This window comes from Cellulophaga sp. HaHaR_3_176 (assembly GCF_019021925.1).
Lineage (GTDB): Bacteria > Bacteroidota > Bacteroidia > Flavobacteriales > Flavobacteriaceae > Cellulophaga.
The window spans coordinates 884710-902666 of sequence record NZ_CP058990.1; the positions used below are offsets into that span (position 1 = coordinate 884710).

The 17957-nt window shown below is 31.2% G+C and carries 14 protein-coding genes; 9 read left to right on the forward strand and 5 right to left on the reverse strand.

From position 1 onward, the window contains the following. Window positions 1-3: 3 nt before the first annotated feature. Genes H0I23_RS03785 through tsaD form a run of 3 tightly spaced genes read right to left on the reverse strand, consistent with a single transcriptional unit; the run spans window position 4 to window position 2099 of the window. The gene (locus H0I23_RS03785; RefSeq protein WP_216785132.1) at window positions 4-720 is read right to left on the reverse strand and encodes a 16S rRNA (uracil(1498)-N(3))-methyltransferase; all 717 of its coding nucleotides are present in this window, start codon (window positions 718-720) and stop codon (window positions 4-6) included. 1 nt (window position 721) lies between these two features. Continuing rightward, window positions 722-1063, reverse strand: coding sequence for a TfoX/Sxy family protein (locus H0I23_RS03790; protein WP_216785133.1), 342 nt, complete (start codon window positions 1061-1063; stop codon window positions 722-724). A gap of 7 nt (window positions 1064-1070) precedes the next feature. Then, a complete protein-coding gene (tsaD, locus tag H0I23_RS03795) occupies window positions 1071-2099 on the reverse strand; it encodes a tRNA (adenosine(37)-N6)-threonylcarbamoyltransferase complex transferase subunit TsaD (RefSeq protein ID WP_216786020.1) in 1029 nt (342 codons plus the stop codon). Between the two features lie 70 nt (window positions 2100-2169). Here tsaD and H0I23_RS03800 point away from each other — a divergent pair, with 70 nt between their 5' ends. From H0I23_RS03800 to H0I23_RS03815, 4 genes are all read left to right on the forward strand, one after another. Further along, entirely contained in the window at window positions 2170-6618 is a 4449-nt protein-coding gene (locus H0I23_RS03800) for a translocation/assembly module TamB (RefSeq protein ID WP_254073649.1), read from the forward strand. Window positions 6619-6771: 153 nt separating this feature from the next. Further along, window positions 6772-7758 (forward strand): 6-phosphofructokinase, encoded by a 987-nt coding sequence (gene pfkA / locus H0I23_RS03805; protein ID WP_216785134.1) that lies wholly within the window; start codon window positions 6772-6774, stop codon window positions 7756-7758. A 26-nt stretch (window positions 7759-7784) separates the two neighbouring features. Further along, entirely contained in the window at window positions 7785-8786 is a 1002-nt protein-coding gene (gap, locus tag H0I23_RS03810; protein ID WP_216785135.1) for a type I glyceraldehyde-3-phosphate dehydrogenase, read from the forward strand. A gap of 75 nt (window positions 8787-8861) precedes the next feature. Further along, window positions 8862-9725, forward strand: coding sequence for an N-acetylglucosamine kinase (locus H0I23_RS03815; protein ID WP_216785136.1), 864 nt, complete (start codon window positions 8862-8864; stop codon window positions 9723-9725). Here H0I23_RS03815 and H0I23_RS03820 read toward each other — a convergent pair. Further along, entirely contained in the window at window positions 9718-10098 is a 381-nt protein-coding gene (locus H0I23_RS03820; RefSeq protein ID WP_216785137.1) for a RidA family protein, read from the reverse strand. The genes H0I23_RS03815 and H0I23_RS03820 overlap by 8 nt on opposite strands. Window positions 10099-10120: 22 nt before the next feature. Then, on the reverse strand, window positions 10121-12883 hold the full coding sequence (locus H0I23_RS03825; RefSeq protein ID WP_216785138.1) for a putative LPS assembly protein LptD: 2763 nt from the start codon (window positions 12881-12883) through the stop codon (window positions 10121-10123). Window positions 12884-13022: 139 nt separating this feature from the next. Between H0I23_RS03825 and H0I23_RS03830 the strand changes: the two genes are divergently transcribed. The 5 genes from H0I23_RS03830 to H0I23_RS03850 are packed head-to-tail and all read left to right on the forward strand — an operon-like array spanning window position 13023 to window position 17904. After that, window positions 13023-14237 carry an N-acetylmuramoyl-L-alanine amidase gene (locus tag H0I23_RS03830; RefSeq protein ID WP_216785139.1) on the forward strand — a complete coding sequence of 405 codons (1215 nt, stop codon included), beginning with the start codon at window positions 13023-13025 and terminating at the stop codon, window positions 14235-14237. Window positions 14238-14293: 56 nt separating this feature from the next. Next, a complete protein-coding gene (locus tag H0I23_RS03835) occupies window positions 14294-15259 on the forward strand; it encodes an MlaD family protein (RefSeq protein WP_216785140.1) in 966 nt (321 codons plus the stop codon). 6 nt (window positions 15260-15265) lie between these two features. Next, window positions 15266-16576 (forward strand): (Fe-S)-binding protein, encoded by a 1311-nt coding sequence (locus tag H0I23_RS03840; protein WP_216785141.1) that lies wholly within the window; start codon window positions 15266-15268, stop codon window positions 16574-16576. A 12-nt stretch (window positions 16577-16588) separates the two neighbouring features. After that, a complete protein-coding gene (locus tag H0I23_RS03845) occupies window positions 16589-17380 on the forward strand; it encodes a (Fe-S)-binding protein (protein WP_216785142.1) in 792 nt (263 codons plus the stop codon). 41 nt (window positions 17381-17421) lie between these two features. Next, a complete protein-coding gene (locus H0I23_RS03850; RefSeq protein ID WP_216785143.1) occupies window positions 17422-17904 on the forward strand; it encodes an ABC transporter ATPase in 483 nt (160 codons plus the stop codon). Window positions 17905-17957: the final 53 nt, after the last annotated feature.

The window sequence follows — 17957 nt, forward strand, 5'->3', positions numbered from 1 at the left end:
TTTTTAGTTTATAAATTTCATTGTAGCACAAGCAAAAATAGCTGCAGTTTCAGTTCTTAATCTGTTTTCTCCTAAAGAAACAGGTTCGTAACCTGTTTTTAGCGCAGTCTTTATTTCTGAATTGCTAAAATCACCTTCAGGACCAATAAGTATTATAGCATTTTTAGTAGGTGTTAAACGTTCTTTTAAATCAACTTTTTTTGTTTCTTCGCAGTGAGCTATATAAAATTGATCTTTTTTATTTGTAATTGGTGAATTTTTTTCAATAAAAGCCTTTGCAGTAATAGGGTCGTTTAAAACAGGTAAATGAAATTGTAATGATTGTTTCATTGCTGATTGCAATACTTTTTGCATTCGTTCTAACTTTATAACTTTTCGCTCAGAATGATCGCAAATAATTGGTGTGATTTCAGAAACACCAATTTCTGTGGCTTTTTCTAAAAACCACTCAAAACGATCGTTCATTTTAGTTGGAGCTACTGCTAAATGCAGGCAAGGTTCGCTTTTTTGATAATATGTGCTTTTTATAATTGTTGCAGCACATTTTCTAATATCTGTAGCCATAATTGTAGCTTCAAAAAGAAAACCTTTTCCATTTGTGATATGTAGCGTGTCTCCTTCTTTTTTACGAAGTACTTTTACAATATGTCTGCTTTCATCAGCAGGAAATGTAAACTGTGGAGTATCCTCATTAATATCAGGACTAAAAAAAAGCTGCATATTATTTTAATTTGTTTTGGGCGTGTGCTACGCCTAATTCTACCCAATGTTGTAATTCTTCTTCTGTTTTAAAACCATTAAGGTTTACGTAAATAAACTCTTTTATTGGTTTTTTTGTAAAGTCCATAGGTCTTACGTGAGAGTTTTTCATAATGACTTCCATCTGGTCGCCTAAAACCCGAACCATTAAATCATTTTTCATGATTCCAATAGTCATTTTACCTTTATATAAAAATACAAGTCCGCCAAACATTTTCTTCTGTGTAATTTCATTTGAAATCTCTTTTGGAAAATAATAAAAGGAAGATTCAATTCTTTTTGCTAAACGGTCATTGTAAGCCATTATTTTTTTATGTATTAATTACATAGCGTGCTTTTGCAGTAACGCTCTGGTCTGTAAATTTTTCTTCTTTATATTTTAGATATCCAACAATGCCAATCATTGCTGCATTATCTGTACAATATTCAAATTTAGGAATGTAAGTTGTCCATCCTAAATCTTTCTCTGCATTTTCAAGAGCTTTTCTTATGCCTGAATTAGCAGAAACACCACCGCCAATTGCTATTCTTTTAACACCTGTTTTTTTAACCGCTTTTTTAAGCTTGGTCATTAAAATATCAACAATAGTATATTGAATAGAAGCACAGATATCATCTCTGTTTTCTTCTATAAAATTCGGATTTTCTTTAGTTTGTTTTTGGATAAAATAAAGAATGCTAGTTTTTAACCCGCTAAAACTAAAATTCAGGTCGTCAACTTTGGGCCTAGGAAAGGGAAAAGCTTTTGGGTTTCCGCTTTGAGCATATTTATCGATTAAAGGGCCGCCAGGGTAAGGTAAACCTAGTATTTTAGCACTTTTGTCAAAAGCTTCACCAACAGCATCATCGAGTGTTTGTCCTAAAATATCCATTTTAAAATAATCTTTAACGAGAACAATTTGTGTGTGTCCACCACTAATGGTCATTGCTAGAAAAGGAAATGTTGGAGTTTTGTTATTTTCTTCTTCAATAAAATGAGCTAAAATATGCGCTTGCATGTGGTTAACCTCTATTAATGGTATGTTTAAACCCATTGCTAATGACTTGGCAAAAGAGGTTCCAACTAATAATGAACCCATAAGTCCAGGTCCGCGTGTAAAAGCTATGGCGGATAACTCTTTTTTATCGATATTTGCTTTGGCTAATGCTTGGTGAACTACGGGAACTATATTTTGCTGATGTGCTCTGGATGCCAGTTCAGGAACAACTCCACCATATTCTTCATGTATTTTTTGTGTTGCCACAACGTTACTGAGTCTTGTTTTGTTGCATAAAACGGCCGCAGATGTGTCATCACAAGAAGACTCGATAGCTAAAATATAAATACTGTTATTTTCCATCATAGATTGGAATAAAATTTGAAGTACAAAGGTAAAACATAAAATCACTATCAAAAAGCTACTTAAAATATTGGTCAGAACAATTTTGGTAATTATCATTGCCTGTGTTGTTGCGACTTTAGTTTTTTCAATTCCATTTGTGCAAACAAATATCGCTTCTTATGCAACCAACTCTATAAATAAAGAGTTTGGTACCAATATATTTTTAGATAAAGTAAAGATATCACTAATAACATGGGATACTGATTTGAAAGGTGTTTATGTTAGAGATTACCAAAAGGATACACTTTTTTACATAAATAAGCTAAATACTTCTATTCTTAATATTGGTAATTTAATTAAGGGAGATTTAGAATTTGGTGCGATAAAAATCGAAGAGCTTAATTTTAAGCTAAAAACTTACAAAGGAGAAACAACAACAAATTTAAATGTTTTTGTAGATAAGCTAGATGATGGTAAGCCAAGAGAACCGGGTACACCACCTTTTATTTTAACAGCATCAGGTGTAACTATTGAAAATAGTGAGTTTAAATTAATTGATTATAATTTAGAGAATAGCGAGTCATTAAATTTTACTAATTTAAATATTAATGCTGGCGATTTTAAAATTTTAGGCCCTGATGTGACTGCAGATATAGATAGGTTGTCTTTTGAAAGTAAAAGAGGTATTTCTGTAGAGCATATGTCAACTCTTTTTAAGTATACAAAAGAGAGAATGAATTTTGACTCACTAGTTATAGAAACAAAACAATCGAATATTAAAGGAGATTTAATGATGGACTATGGTCCTGGTGATTTTCTTAATTTTTTGAATAAAGTTAAATTCACAGCAGATTTTGTAGATTCTAAAGTAGCTTTTGATGAAATTAATAAATTATATGATCAATTCGGAGCAGGGAAAATCGCGTACTTTTCTTCAAATGTAACAGGTGTTTTAAATGATTTGACGGCAACCAATTTATTTTTAACATCAGAAAATACAGGTATAAGAGGTAATTTCAACTTTAAAAATCTTTTTAAAAGTAAACAACCTTTTGTGATGGAGGCAGATATTAGAAATATATCTACTAGTTATTATCAGTTAAGAAGCTTGATGCCGAATTTACTAGGTAAAACATTACCATCTTCTTTTGAGAAATTAGGAGAGTTTACAATAAGGGGGCAAGCAACAGTTACAGAAAACTCTATAAACTCAAAAGTTAATATAAATACAGCTATTGGTAGTAGTTATTCAGATTTAGAGCTTACGGATATTAAAAAAATAGACAATGCATCTTATAAGGGGTTTTTCTCTTTAATAGATTTTGATTTAGGTTTTTTTGTTGGAAATGCAGATTTAGGTAAAACCTCTTTAGATTTTAATGTTGAGGGAAAAGGTTTTATAAAAGAAACTTTAAATACTGAAGTAATAGGAGAGGTTTATGCGATAGATTTTAATAATTATAATTATAAAAATTTAAAAGTTTCTGGAGTCTTAAAAGATCAGCTATTTGATGGGCTTTTAGTGTCTAACGACCCCAACATACAGTTTACGTTTAAAGGATTGGCAGATTTTGCAGAAGAGCAAAACAATTTTAATTTTATAGCTTCAGTTGGGTATGCTGATTTTAATAAATTAAACTTTATAAAAGATAGCGTTTCTGTTTTTAAAGGAAATGTGAATATGGATATTACAGGTAATACCTTAGATGATATTATTGGTGATATTAAATTTTCGAAAACAAGTTATCAAAACAAAAATGACACCTTTTATTTTGATGATTTTAAAATATCATCTTCATTTGAAAATGATAGTGTAAGGTTGGTTGATATCAATTCTCCAGATATCATTACAGGTTATATGAAAGGGAGGTTTAAGGTAGCTGAGTTGGGTAGGTTAGCAGCTAACTCTATTGGTAGTATTTATACTAATTACAAGCCATACGAAATTTCATCAGGTCAAAACTTAGCTTTTAATTTTAAAATTTATAATAAAATAGTAGAGGTGTTTTTACCAGAAGTAGAGTTTGGTGCTAATACATTTATTAAAGGAAAAATTATTGCAGATCAAGGCGATTTTAAATTGATTTTTAAATCACCAAGTATACAGGCATATGGTAACGTTTTAGATAGTTTAGATATTAAGATAGATAATAAAAACCCCTTGTTTAATACGTATGTTTCTGTTGCAGATTTATCTACTAGTTATTATGATGTAAAAGATTTTAACTTAATTAATACAACTCTAAAAGATACTTTGTTTTTTAGAACAGAATTTAAAGGAGGAAAAAAATTTACCGATAAATTTAATTTAAACTTTTACCACACGTTTAATGAAAATAGAAAGTCTGTAATAGGATTGAAAAAATCTGATGTTAGTTTTAAAGGAAACTCATGGTTGTTAAATAAAAATGGAGATAAAAATAATAAAGTTATTTTTAATAAAACATTAGATAGTGTAAACATTCAAGAAATTGTGATGAACAATGATTTGAATGAGCAAATTAGATTAAATGGACAAATAGCAGATTCAACATATAAAGATTTGGAATTGGAGTTTAAAGCAGTTTCATTAAGTAAAATCACTCCAACTATTGATAGTTTAAAGTTAGATGGTCGTATAGATGGAACGTTGCATATTAGACAAAAAGATAAAGTTTATAGACCGACATCTAATTTAGAAATAAAAGATTTTTCTGTCAATACTATTCGTTTAGGTGATATGATTGTTAATGCTTTTGGTAATAAAGACTTGACTAAAATAGCATTAAGTACACGACTTACAGATAATGGTGTAGATAAGTTAGATGTTAATGGTAGTTTAGATATTAGTGGTAACTCTACCCAGGCAGATTTACTTGCTACATTTAACTCGTTTAGTTTAGAGCCCTTTAGACCATTAGGTGAGCCGGTTTTATCAAATATCAGAGGTTTTGTTTCAGGTAATGCAAGAGTGCAAGGGCGAATAGATAACCCTTCAATATCAGGCGTTTTAAACTTATCAAACGCAGGTATCGGCATACCGTATTTAAATGTGGATTATGATTTTGGCTTTAATTCTCAAGTCGTTTTATCAGACCAAACATTTGACTTTCAGAATATACAATTAACAGATGTATCTCAAAAAACGAAAGCAACTTTAAATGGTACGATCAATCATAGTTTTTTTAGAGATTGGAATTTAGATTTAAACCTAAATACAAATAAAGATCGATTACTAATTTTAAATACAGGTTTTGAAGAAGATGTTTTATATTACGGGACAGGTTATTTAAATGGTTCAGGTAGAATTTACGGGCCAACAAAAGCATTAAGTATTGATGTAGAGGGGAAAACAGCAAGAGGTACCTCTCTGAAAATTCCGTTAAGTGATGTTGCGACAATAGGTGACTATTCATTTATAAATTTCATCAATAAAAATGAAACAAAAGAAGATGAAAAGGCAAGAGAGTTAGAAAAATATGAAGGTTTAGAGCTATTTTTTGATTTAGATATTACACCAGATGCAGAAGTGGAAATTATAGTAGACCCAAAAACAAAGAGTAGCTTAAAAGGTACAGGTAGAGGTTTGATTTTAATGGAGATTAATACAAATGATAAATTTATAATGGAAGGTACCTTTGTAGTGGTTACAGGTGAGTACAATTATAAGTTTGGAGGTTTTATTGATAAAACTTTTTCGGTGGTGCCAGGTGGTACTATAAACTGGGAAGGAGATCCTTTAGATGCACAATTAAATATGCAGGCGGTTTATGCTTTAAACGCAAACCCAGCTCCTTTATTAGATAATGCTGGGTATACAAAAAGAATACAAACACAAGTAATTATAAATTTAAAAGAATCATTAGAACAGCCAGATATAAGCTTCGATATTGCTTTTCCGGGGGTGAGCTCATTAACTAAATCAGAATTAGAGTATCGTTTGCAAGATCCTACGGTTTTAGATAATAACGCCTTTTCGTTATTAGCTCAAGGAACATTTTTAAGTGAAACTAATGGAGGTATTAATCAACAGGCATTAACGGGTAATTTGATTCAGTCTGCATCAGGTATTTTAAATTCGGTGATTGATAATAATGATGATAATGTAGATATAGGGTTCTCTTATGAACAGGGCAGTACAGGCACTTCAACATATCAAACAGAAAATAAAGCAGTTTTTAACTTCGCTACAAGTATTAGTGATAAATGGTTGTTTAGTGGTAGTTTAGGGATACCTGTAGGAGGAGGAGATGGTATAAGTCAATCTGCTGTAGGTGGAGATTTTGAATTACAATATTTATTTAATGAAGATGGTAATTTAAGAGCTAAAATATTTAATCGTGAAAACGAAATTCAGCAATTTGTGGGTGATGTTCAAGGCTACACTCAAGGTGTTGGTTTATCTTATCAGGTAGATTTTAATTCTTTTAGACAACTTAAAAGAAAGCTATTTGCAAGAAAACCAAAAGAATCTAAAATAATGTCTGATTCTCTTCAAACAGAAATGGCAAAAGATAGTTTGATGAGAATTATTTATAAGGATAGAAAAAATCCTTAATTCTATAATTTTTTGTTATAAATATGTTTTCATATTTAAATTTATCAACACTCTTTGTTACGAAAACGTTATAGCTTGACTCTGTTGTAAATAAAGGGATTAGACAGTTATTTTAATTCAAAAAGATTGCTATTTTTGTATTTTAAGAAATTGATGAGTAGAGAGATAAAAAAAATAGGTGTTTTTACATCTGGAGGAGATTCCCCAGGAATGAATGCTGCAATTAGATCAGTAGTTCGTACCTGTGCCTATATGAAAATTGATTGTATGGGTATTTACAGAGGGTATCAAGGTATGATTGAAGGTGATTTTAAACCGATGGATGCTCGTAGTGTTAATAATATTATTAACAAAGGGGGTACTATACTTAAATCTGCTCGATCAATGGAATTCCAAACTAAAGAGGGGAGAAAAAAAGCATACGACCAACTTCAGGCCGCAGGCATTGATTCTTTAGTTGTAATAGGTGGTGATGGTAGTTTTACTGGAGCTCTTATTTTTAACAAAGAATATAAAGTTCCAATTATAGGAATACCTGGTACTATTGATAATGATATTTTTGGCACAACCTATACTTTAGGTTTTGATACTGCTTTAAATACGGTTGTTGATGTTATAGATAAAATTAGAGATACAGCGAGTTCGCATAACAGACTATTTTTTGTTGAGGTTATGGGAAGAGATGTTGGGCATATAGCATTAAATGCAGGTGTCGGAGCAGGAGCTGAAGAAATACTTATTCCTGAAGAAAATTTAGGATTAGAACGCTTGCTTGAATCTTTAAAACGAAGTAAACAATCAGGAAAATCATCAAGTATTGTTGTGGTTGCTGAGGGTGATAAAACAGGTAAAAATGTTTTTGAACTTAAAGAATATGTAGAAGAGCATTTGCCAATTTATGATTGTCGAGTGTCTGTTTTAGGGCATATGCAAAGAGGAGGTTCGCCTTCTTGTTTTGATAGGGTTTTAGCTAGTAGAATGGGAGTTAGGGCTGTTGAAGCTTTAATGGAAGGAAAAACTAGCTTAATGGTAGGTATACAAGATAATAAAATAACGCTTACCCCAATTAGTAAGGCTATTAAAGGTCATACTAAAATTGATAAGGAACTTATGAGAGTTTCTGATATAATGACTGTATAATTTTAATTAATAAATAATAATAGAAAATGTCAAATTTAAAAATAGGAATCAACGGATTCGGTAGAATAGGAAGACTAGTTTTTAGAACAAGTGTATTAAGAGGTGATGTAGATGTAGTTGCTATCAACGATTTGTTAGATGTTGAGCATTTAGCATATTTACTTAAATACGATTCTGTTCATGGTAAATTTGACGGAACTGTAGATGTAAAAGATGGTCATTTAGTTGTGAACGGAAAAACTGTTCGTATTACAGCTGAAAGAGATCCTAAAAATTGTAAGTGGGATGCAGTAGGTGCAGAAATTGTTGCTGAGTGTACTGGTATCTTTACTACTTTAGAAACTGCTCAATACCATATTGATGGTGGTGCTAAAAAAGTAGTTATTTCAGCTCCTTCAAAAGATGCTCCAATGTTTGTAATGGGTGTTAACCATAAAGATGTTAAAGCTACAGATACTATAGTTTCTAATGCATCTTGTACAACAAATTGTTTAGCTCCTTTAGTAAAAGTTTTAAATGATAACTTTGGTATTGAAGAAGCATTAATGACAACAGTTCATGCAACAACTGCTACTCAAATGACAGTTGATGGTCCTTCTAGAAAAGACTGGAGAGGTGGTAGATCTGCAATGTTAAATATTATTCCTGCTTCAACAGGTGCAGCAGTAGCCGTGACTAAAGTAATTCCTGCATTAAAAGGAAAACTTACAGGTATGGCATTTAGAGTGCCAACTGCTGATGTTTCAGTTGTAGATTTAACTGTTCGTTTAGAAAAAGAAACTTCTTACGAAGAAATTAAAAAAGTTTTTAAAGCTGCTTCTGAAGGAGATTTAAAAGGTGTTTTAGGATATACTGAAGAAAGTGTAGTTTCTCAAGATTTCATTGGAGATTCAAGAACAAGTATTTTTGATGCTGGTGCTGGAATTGAATTAAATTCAAAATTCTTCAAGTTAATATCTTGGTATGATAACGAAGCTGGTTTCTCTAACAAAATGTTAGATTTGACACAGCACGTTTCTAAATTATAATTTTTTAATTTAAGAAATCCTGAAAGTAATCACTTATGTTTGCTTTCAGGATTTTTTTTTATCACCTGAATATATATGATATTAATTGTAGATAGTGGCGCAACAAAGTCTGATTGGATTGCTTTAGATGAGAATTACCAAAGGTTATTTCTTACGCAAACTTTAGGGCTTAGTCCTGAGGTTTTAACAAGACCTGTTATTGAAGACAGACTTGCTAATAATTTTGAGCTTTCAAAAAACAGCGAAAAAGTTACGCATTTGTTCTTTTATGGTGCTGGTTGTGGTACAGAAAGAATGCAGAATTCTCTAAAAGAAATTTTTAGTAGTTTTTTTCCGAATGCTATTTCAGAGGTTAGAGAAGATACGTATGCAGCTGTTTATGCAACAACTAATATTGGAGATCAGGGTATTGTTTGTATTTTAGGAACAGGATCTAATTGTAGCTATTATGATGGTGAAGTTCTTCATCAAAAAGTAGTTTCTCTAGGATATATTCCTATGGATGATGGTAGTGGTAATTTCTTTGGGCGAAAATTAATTCGTGATTACTATTTCAATAAAATGCCAAAAGATTTAGCTGAAAAATTTACTTCAGAGTATAATTTAGAGGCTGATGTTATAAAAGAGAATTTATATAAACAACCCAACCCAAATACATACTTAGCAACCTTTGCTAGGTTTATTGTTGAAAACAAAGAGCATCCTTATTGTAAAGGAGTTATAGCTAAAGGTTTTCAGCAATTTATAAATAACTACGTTATGCAATTTGAGTTGGCTACAAAAGTGCCAATTTCGTTTGTAGGTAGTATTGCGTATTACTTAAGAGAAGAATTGAAAAGTACTCTAGAGCGCAATGATTTAGTTGTTGGTCAAATCAGGCAAAAACCAATTGATGGTTTAGTTGAGTTTCACCAAAGTAATCATAAAAAAACTATTTAACAGCAATCATACTAATTTCTACATTTACGAATTTAGGTAGATTAGCAACTTCAACGGTTTCTCTTGCAGGAGCTGTATTAGCATCAAAATACATAGCATAAACTTCATTTATTTGAGCGAATTGATGCATGTCACTAACAAATATTGATGCTTTAACAACATTTTCAAAAGTCATTCCTGCTTCAGTAAGAATGGCTTTTAAATTTTCCATAGACTGCTTTGTTTCTTTTTTTATATCACCTTCTATTAAATCACCAGTTTCTGGGTTTATTGGAATTTGACCTGATATATAAAGAGTGTTACCAGTTAAGACTGCTTGGTTATATGGACCGATAGGAGCAGGAGCTTTTGTTGTATTTATAATTTTTTTCATAATAATAAATTAAAAGGTATTGTTATTGTCTACTTAGACTTCTTGTACTTTGTTTGTCCCATTTAAGGTCGCTTAGTATGGAGCTAGAAATTCCTATAAAGAAATCCCATCGTTCGTAGAGACCAAATGGTGTCCAGTTTAAACGTACGTTAAAACTTCCTAACTCTCTTTGGAAACGTAATTGGGTAATAGAGAAACCTTTATTTACAAAATCGTAACCAGAAGATGCTCCGACTTTCAGCTTGGGTGTTAATTCAATATTTCCTGAAAACATTAAACTGTGGGTGTTAATGATATTTTCTCTATTAGGGTTGGAATAACTCACAGTGTAGGCCAATCTTAAATCCCAAGGTATTTTATTAGAATATAGGCCGGTTTCTCTTTCTTCCTCGTCTTCTTTATCATTTGGTCTCTTTTGATTCATAAAATCACTATCGCCAAAAAGATCATCAGTTCTACCGCCACTAGATGCGTTATAATCGTATTTGTTATCGATATCTTCCTCTTTGTTATCTTTATCGTTTTTCTTATCAAAATCTTTACTAGAAAAACTATAGCTAATATTACCTCTTGCATTAGTTAATCGAGCCCAGCTACCACCATTGTCAATGTTAAAAGTGTTTATTCTAGTTCCATTATTATCAATTGCATAAGGATCTAAAGTACCAGCAAAGTTAATAGACATTTTATTTTTTAAAATACTAGTACCACCACTAAAACTTATAGGACTTAATTTTAGAGAATCTGCATTAAAGTTATATCCTGTAGAGAAGTTTAAGTTTCTTAGAATTTGTATTTTCTTGGCTTCAGTTTCGGTAGAATCTTTAGATCTTACTTTTGCTTCAAGCGTATTTGCTAAAGAAAAACTCAATGAGTTAGATTTACTCAAACTTGGAGATCCATTTAAGGTACCTTCAAATCGAGTATATCTTTGGAGTTCTTCGTTTATAATTACTTGTTCACCGTTGCTATTTAATAGATCTTCATAAAACTGATCAAATGAAGGTGTGTACCCGTAGCTTATAGAGGGTCTAACGACATGTCGTATAGCCTGAATTTTTTTATCTTCTCCTAAATTAAGAGTACCATATATGGTAGTACCTATACTTGTAGTGAAATTATATTTGTTAAAACGATCAAAGCCTTTTATGGTATCGGTAATTATCTCTGTTTTTGTAGTTTCGTCATAAGCTCTTCTGTAGGTATCTAGTGTCCATAAATCTTCATAAGTACCACCTACAGTAACACTAAGGTATTTAGCGACTTTAAAGTTGGTGCTTAATGGTATTCTGTGTCTGGCTCCAACTTTAGCATTATCAAACATTCTGCTAGACAAAAAATCGTCGTCATTTGTTGTAAGTGAGTTAGAGGCAGTTACATCATACTGAAAATTTATGTTTTGAATAAGTCCTTTCTTTATTCCATCTCTTTTTGCAAAAGGGTAAATACGCTCCATGCTAGCTTGAAAGGTAGGTAGTGTCATGGTGATATTGTCAGTATCGGTATCAGTTAAAGTGCTACTTGTTAATTGACTATGAGAAGCTGTTAAACTCATATTTACTGAAGGATACTCAGGAAATGTTTTTGAATAGGATATGGAAGATGATAAGGTATTGTTTTGAGTGTTTGATATATCTTGTATTCTAAGCGAATTTATATAGTATTGGCTACTTCCTAGGTTTACAGAAGCTGAGAAACTTGAATTTGGATTCGATTTTTGATCTTGTGAGTGGTTCCATTGTATGTTGTAATTTGTACTTCTACTATAATCATCAAAACCTTTTTGACTGTTTATAATATTTTGAAATTGTACATTAAAACCACCTCTAAATTTATATCTTTTAGCGTAAACAGATCTAGAGCTCAACCCATAACTACCATTAGTATATAAATCTCCAGTTACTTCTAAATCAGCATATTCTCCAATTGGTAAATAATAACCTCCATTTTGTAAAAAATACCCACGGTCAGCTATGTTACCAAAAGTCGGAAAAATAAGTCCTCCAGTTCTACCCGTTGACATCGGAAAATAAGCAAAAGGTAAAAATAAAGGAGTGGGTACATCTGCAATATACATATTACTAAACCCAGCTATTACCTTTTTTTTAGGTACAAACTTAGCTTTGTTAACGAGTATGTAATAATCAGGGTTAACTGTATCCTTTGAAGTAGTTAACCTTCCTTTATTTAAAAAATAAACAGAATCATTTTCTTTTTTAGTGATTTCGGCATAAACATTCATGGCATCACTACCGAGTTCTCCTAAACCAGCTTCTTGTTCTGTTCTAGAATTCCAAATTAATGCTTTTTTCGTATCGAAGTTAAATCGGATAGAGTCGGGTATAACTACACTTCCTCCTTGTTTAAAATAGGGTAATTGAGTGTAGTTGCCTAAAGAATCTTTAATTCTACCAGCGTAAACTTCATTTTTAATATAATCCATTATTATAATACCTGCTTTTAGCTCGGTATCTTGATAATAGATTTCAGCTTCATTGTATAAATAAATTTTTTGATCTTTCTGACTCAATTTAACATAGTCTTTAGCTCGGTATTTTATTTTATCTAATAAAAGAGTAGGCTTTTTGTTAAGTGAATCAATTTGTGTAGAATCTACAGTTGTGCTGTCTTTTATTAGTATGTTTGTATAGTCTGTAGGTGCTATAATTGAGTCTTGAATTGACTTTATAGGTAGTATAACTACTTTGTCTTCTTGACTAAACAAGCAAGAAAAGCTGCTAAATAGCAGAACTAATAAAAGTAAATGATGTTTGTTTGATTGCAAGGCTATAAGTCCTATTTTTGTAATAGTTTGTCTTGTCTTAATGACTGTTTAGAATCAATGCCAAACTTACATATATTTTTTGTTCTGTAGTATGTACATTACAATTAATTTAACCTTATAATGATTAATATTATATTTTATGAATAAAAATTGTTTTTATCTGCTGTTCTTTTTTGTGTTAATATTTGCTTCCACATCATTTGCTAGCGGTAAAACTGAGTTCTCGCAAGAAAACCCATTTGTAGTTGTTTTAGATGCAGGTCATGGAGGTCATGACCCAGGAAATTTAGGAAATGGTTATTTAGAAAAAAACATAGCTTTAAATATTGTATTACAAGTTGGTGCTATTTTAGAAAAGAACCCTAATATTAAAGTCATATATACCCGTAATGATGATACTTTTGTTGATTTATATGTAAGGGGAGAAATTGCAAATAAGGCAAATGCAAATTTATTTGTTTCAGTTCATTGTGATTCTCATACATCTGAAGCGCATGGGGCAGGTACATTTGTATTGGGTTTACATGCTAATAAACAAAATTTCGAAATTGCTAAAAAGGAAAACTCTGCTATTTATTTAGAAGATAATTATGAGACTCGTTATGCTGAATACAATATTAATTCTCCAGAATCTGTTATAGGATTAACAATTATGCAAGAAGAGTTTTTAGATCAAAGTATACTTTTGGCTAAAACTATGCAAGATAATTTTACAGGTCAACTAAAAAGAAAAGATAGACAGGTAAAACAAGCAGGATTTATTGTTTTGCACCAGACATTTATGCCAAGTGTTTTGGTAGAAACAGGTTTTTTGACTTACAAACCAGAGGGACAGTATTTAAATTCTGTAAAGGGACAAAAGGAAATGGGTACAGCTATAGCTACTGCTATATTAGATTATAAAAAGAATTTAACAAGTAATACCTCTAATAGCACGCCAATAACAAAACCTAAAGAAACAGTTGTTGTAAAAGAAGTAAAGCCAGTTGTTAAAGAGGTTGTAAAGGCACCTGAAGAAGTTATTGTAAAAGAAAAAACTCCTGTTGTAGTAAAAGAAGATAAGCCTATAATAAAGGAAGTTATAAAACCTAATGTGTTGTTTAAAATTCAAATCTTAGCTACTAGTCAAAATTGGTCAGTTACTTCTAATAATTTTAAAGGCTTAAAAAATATATCAAAAGAGAGTTATAAAACTTTTTTTAGATATTTATATAGTGAAACAGAATCGTTTAATAGTGCTAAGAAATTGAAAGAAGATGCTAATGCAAAAGGTTATAAAGATGCGTATATTGTAGCTTATAAAAATGGTGAGCGTATCACTATTAAAGAAGCTTTAAAATACGAGTCTAATTAATAGTCTATCTTCTAAAAATTATTTCTAATTTTGTTAAGAATCCTAAATTTATTCATTTGAAGATTTCAAGAGAAGTTAAAACAGGTATTATAGTTGTAGGTGGAATTCTATTATTTTTAATGGGGTTCAGTTATTTGAAATCATCATCTATTTTTGATAATAGTAAAACCTTTTATGCTATATACGATAACGTAGGTGGTTTACAAAGTGGAACGCCAGTTTCTATCAACGGTTTTACTGTTGGCAAAGTAAATGATATAAAGTTTAAAGATGGTTCAGGTAAATTATTGGTTACTTTTTCGGTAAGTAATGATTTTGAATTTTCTAAAAACAGTAGAGCAGAGCTTTACGATACTGGTATTATAGGAGGAAAAGGGATTCAGATAATTCCTATTTTTGATGAAGCACCTAAAGCCAAGTCAGGAGATATATTAGCTTCAAGCACTAAACCAGGTTTAACAGATCTTGTTCAACAAAATTTAGCACCATTACAAAGTAAAATAGAAGGTGCAGTTACCAATGCTGATTCACTTTTAATTAATTTTAATCAAATTTTAGACACAAAAACAAAGAAAGAGTTGAGAGAGAGTATAGGTGGTCTTAATGCTTTAATTAAAAACTTTCAAGTAACCTCTAATTCTTTAAATGGATTATTAGCAGATAATAAAAAACAGCTAGATAATTCTATAAAAAACATTAATAATATCACTGATAATTTTTCTAAAATTTCAGATTCTATTTCACAAGTAGGTTTGACAAAAACAATGAAAAACCTAGAGTCTACTTTAGGTAATTTAGATGCGATGTTAGCTAAAATAGAAAAAGGAGATGGAACTCTTGGAAAATTAATGACAGATGAAGAACTTTATAATAACCTTACCGCATCTACAAGAGAGCTAGATTTATTGCTTCAGGATTTTCGTTTAAATCCAAAAAGGTATGTTAATGTATCTGTTTTTGGTAAAAAGCAAATAGACTACGAATTACCAGAAGAAGATCCTGCTCAGAATATAGAAAACTAAAATTTTATGCAATACATCCCTCAAGTACTGTTTAGTATCTTACTGATTTTAGGAATTGGTTTGTTTGCTAACAACGTTAAAAAATTATCTCGTAATATTAAACTGGGTAAAGATGTTGATGTAAGTGATAATAGGCCACAACGATGGAAAAATATGGCAAAAATAGCTTTAGGTCAAACCAAAATGGTGGTTAGACCAATTGCTGGTTTTTTACATATAATAGTTTACGTTGGTTTTATTATAATAAACATAGAAGTTTTAGAAATTGTTGTAGATGGTATTTTTGGAACTCATAGAATTGGTTTAAGTGTATTAAATAAATCAATTTACGGGTTTTTAATAGGCTCATTTGAGGTGTTAGCAGTTTTGGTATTAATCTCGGTAATACTTTTTTGGATCCGTAGAAATATTATAAAAATAAAACGTTTTCTAAGTGCTGAAATGACAGGGTGGCCAAAGAATGATGGTAATATTATTCTTTATTTTGAAGTTGTTTTAATGTGTTTATTTTTAATAATGAATGCAACCGATACGAGTTTTCAAAACTTAGCATCAGGTAATGTAGTGAGCCAATTTATAGCACCTTTGTTTAGTGGAATGGCAGAAACAACACTACATATTGTAGAACGTACAGCATGGTGGATTCATATTATTGGAATATTAGCTTTCTTAAATTACTTATATTTTTCGAAGCATTTACATATTCTTTTAGCTTTCCCGAATACTTTTTATGGAAAATTAAGACCAAAAGGACAGTTTTTAAATAACGAAGCAGTAACAAAAGAAGTGAAATTAATGATGGATCCTTCTGCAGATCCATTTGCAGCACCTGCTGAAGATGCCCCAGTTCCTGAAAAATTTGGAGCATCAGATGTGATGGATTTAAATTGGGTACAATTATTAAATGCCTATACCTGTACTGAATGTGGTAGATGTACTAGTGAGTGTCCTGCAAACCAGACTGGTAAAAAATTATCTCCTAGAAAAATTATGATGGATACCAGAGATCGCCTGGTTGAAGTAGGAAAAAATATTGATACCAACAAAGGAACCTTTGTACCTGATGGTAAACAATTATTAGGTGATTATATTTCGAATGAAGAATTATGGGCATGTACATCGTGTAATGCATGTGTACAGGCTTGCCCTGTAAGTATAGACCCTCTATCAATCATTATGGATATGAGGCAATATTTAGTAATGGAGCAATCTGCTGCACCATCTGATTTAAATAATATGATGGGGAATATTGAAAACAACGGAGCTCCATGGCCATTTAACCAACAAGATAGATTAAACTGGTCAAACGAATCATAATATAACTTAGGTATGAGTAATGAATTAAAAGTGCCAACAATGGCATCTCTTTTTGCTGAAGGAAAACAACCAGAAGTTTTATTTTGGGTAGGTTGTGCAGGAAGTTTTGATGATAGAGCAAAAAAAATAACAAAAGCTTTTGTGAAAATTTTAAACAAAGCAAATGTTAGTTTTGCAGTGTTAGGTACCGAAGAAAGTTGTACTGGTGACCCTGCAAAAAGATCAGGTAATGAGTTTCTTTTTCAAATGCAAGCGGTAACCAATATAGAGGTATTAAATGCATATGAGGTTAAAAAAGTAGTAACTGCTTGTCCACATTGTTTTAATACTTTAAAAAACGAATACCCAGGTTTGGGAGGTACGTATGATGTTGTACACCATACTCAGTTTTTAAAACAACTACTCGATGAAGGTAGAATTACAATGGAAGGTGGTAAATTTAAAGGAAAGCGTATTACTTTTCATGACCCTTGTTATTTAGGTAGAGCTAATGATATTTATGAAGCTCCGCGTGATTTAATTAAGAAGCTAGATGCAGAGTTAGTAGAAATGAAAAACTGCAAAACAAAAGGACTTTGTTGTGGAGCAGGAGGTGCGCAAATGTTTAAAGAGCCTGAACCAGGTAATAAAGACGTTAATATTGAGCGTACAGAACAGGCTTTAGATGTTAAACCAGATATTATTGCTGCGGGTTGTCCGTTTTGTAATACGATGATGACTGATGGAGTGAAAAATAAAGAAAAAGAAGCAAGCATTGCTGTTATGGATATAGCAGAACTTATTGCTAGTGCTGAAGATTTATAAATAAATTTTACGCATTATTTATTCAATTTTAAATTAAAATCATGTTAGTAGAATTTGAAAAATTACCAGAATCTTCGAGAGTTTGGATTTACCAAGCAAGCAGAAGTTTTTCTGAAGCAGAACTAATAGAATTACGTAGTGAGCTAGATTCTTTTTTACAAGAATGGACAGCTCATGGAAATGATTTAAATGCAGGTTACGAAATACCATACAATAGATTTATTGTTATAGCATTAGACCAATCTGTAGCAGGAGCAACGGGGTGTTCTATCGATTCTTCAGTACGTTTTATTCAAGCCTTAGAGGCAAAATATAATATAGATTTATTAGATAAAATGAATGTTTCTTATAAGCAAGGAGAATTTGTTGCTTATAAAACCTTAATAGATTTTAGAAAAATGGCAAAAAATAAGTCTGTTTCTAAAAATACTATTGTTTTTAATAACCTTGTAATTAATAAGGGAGAATATCAAAACAATTGGGAGGTACCTGCATCTGAAAGTTGGCATGCTAGCTTTATGTAATATTCTTTTAAATTCGTTTCCTCAAACCTATAATTTTAATATAAAACATCGAT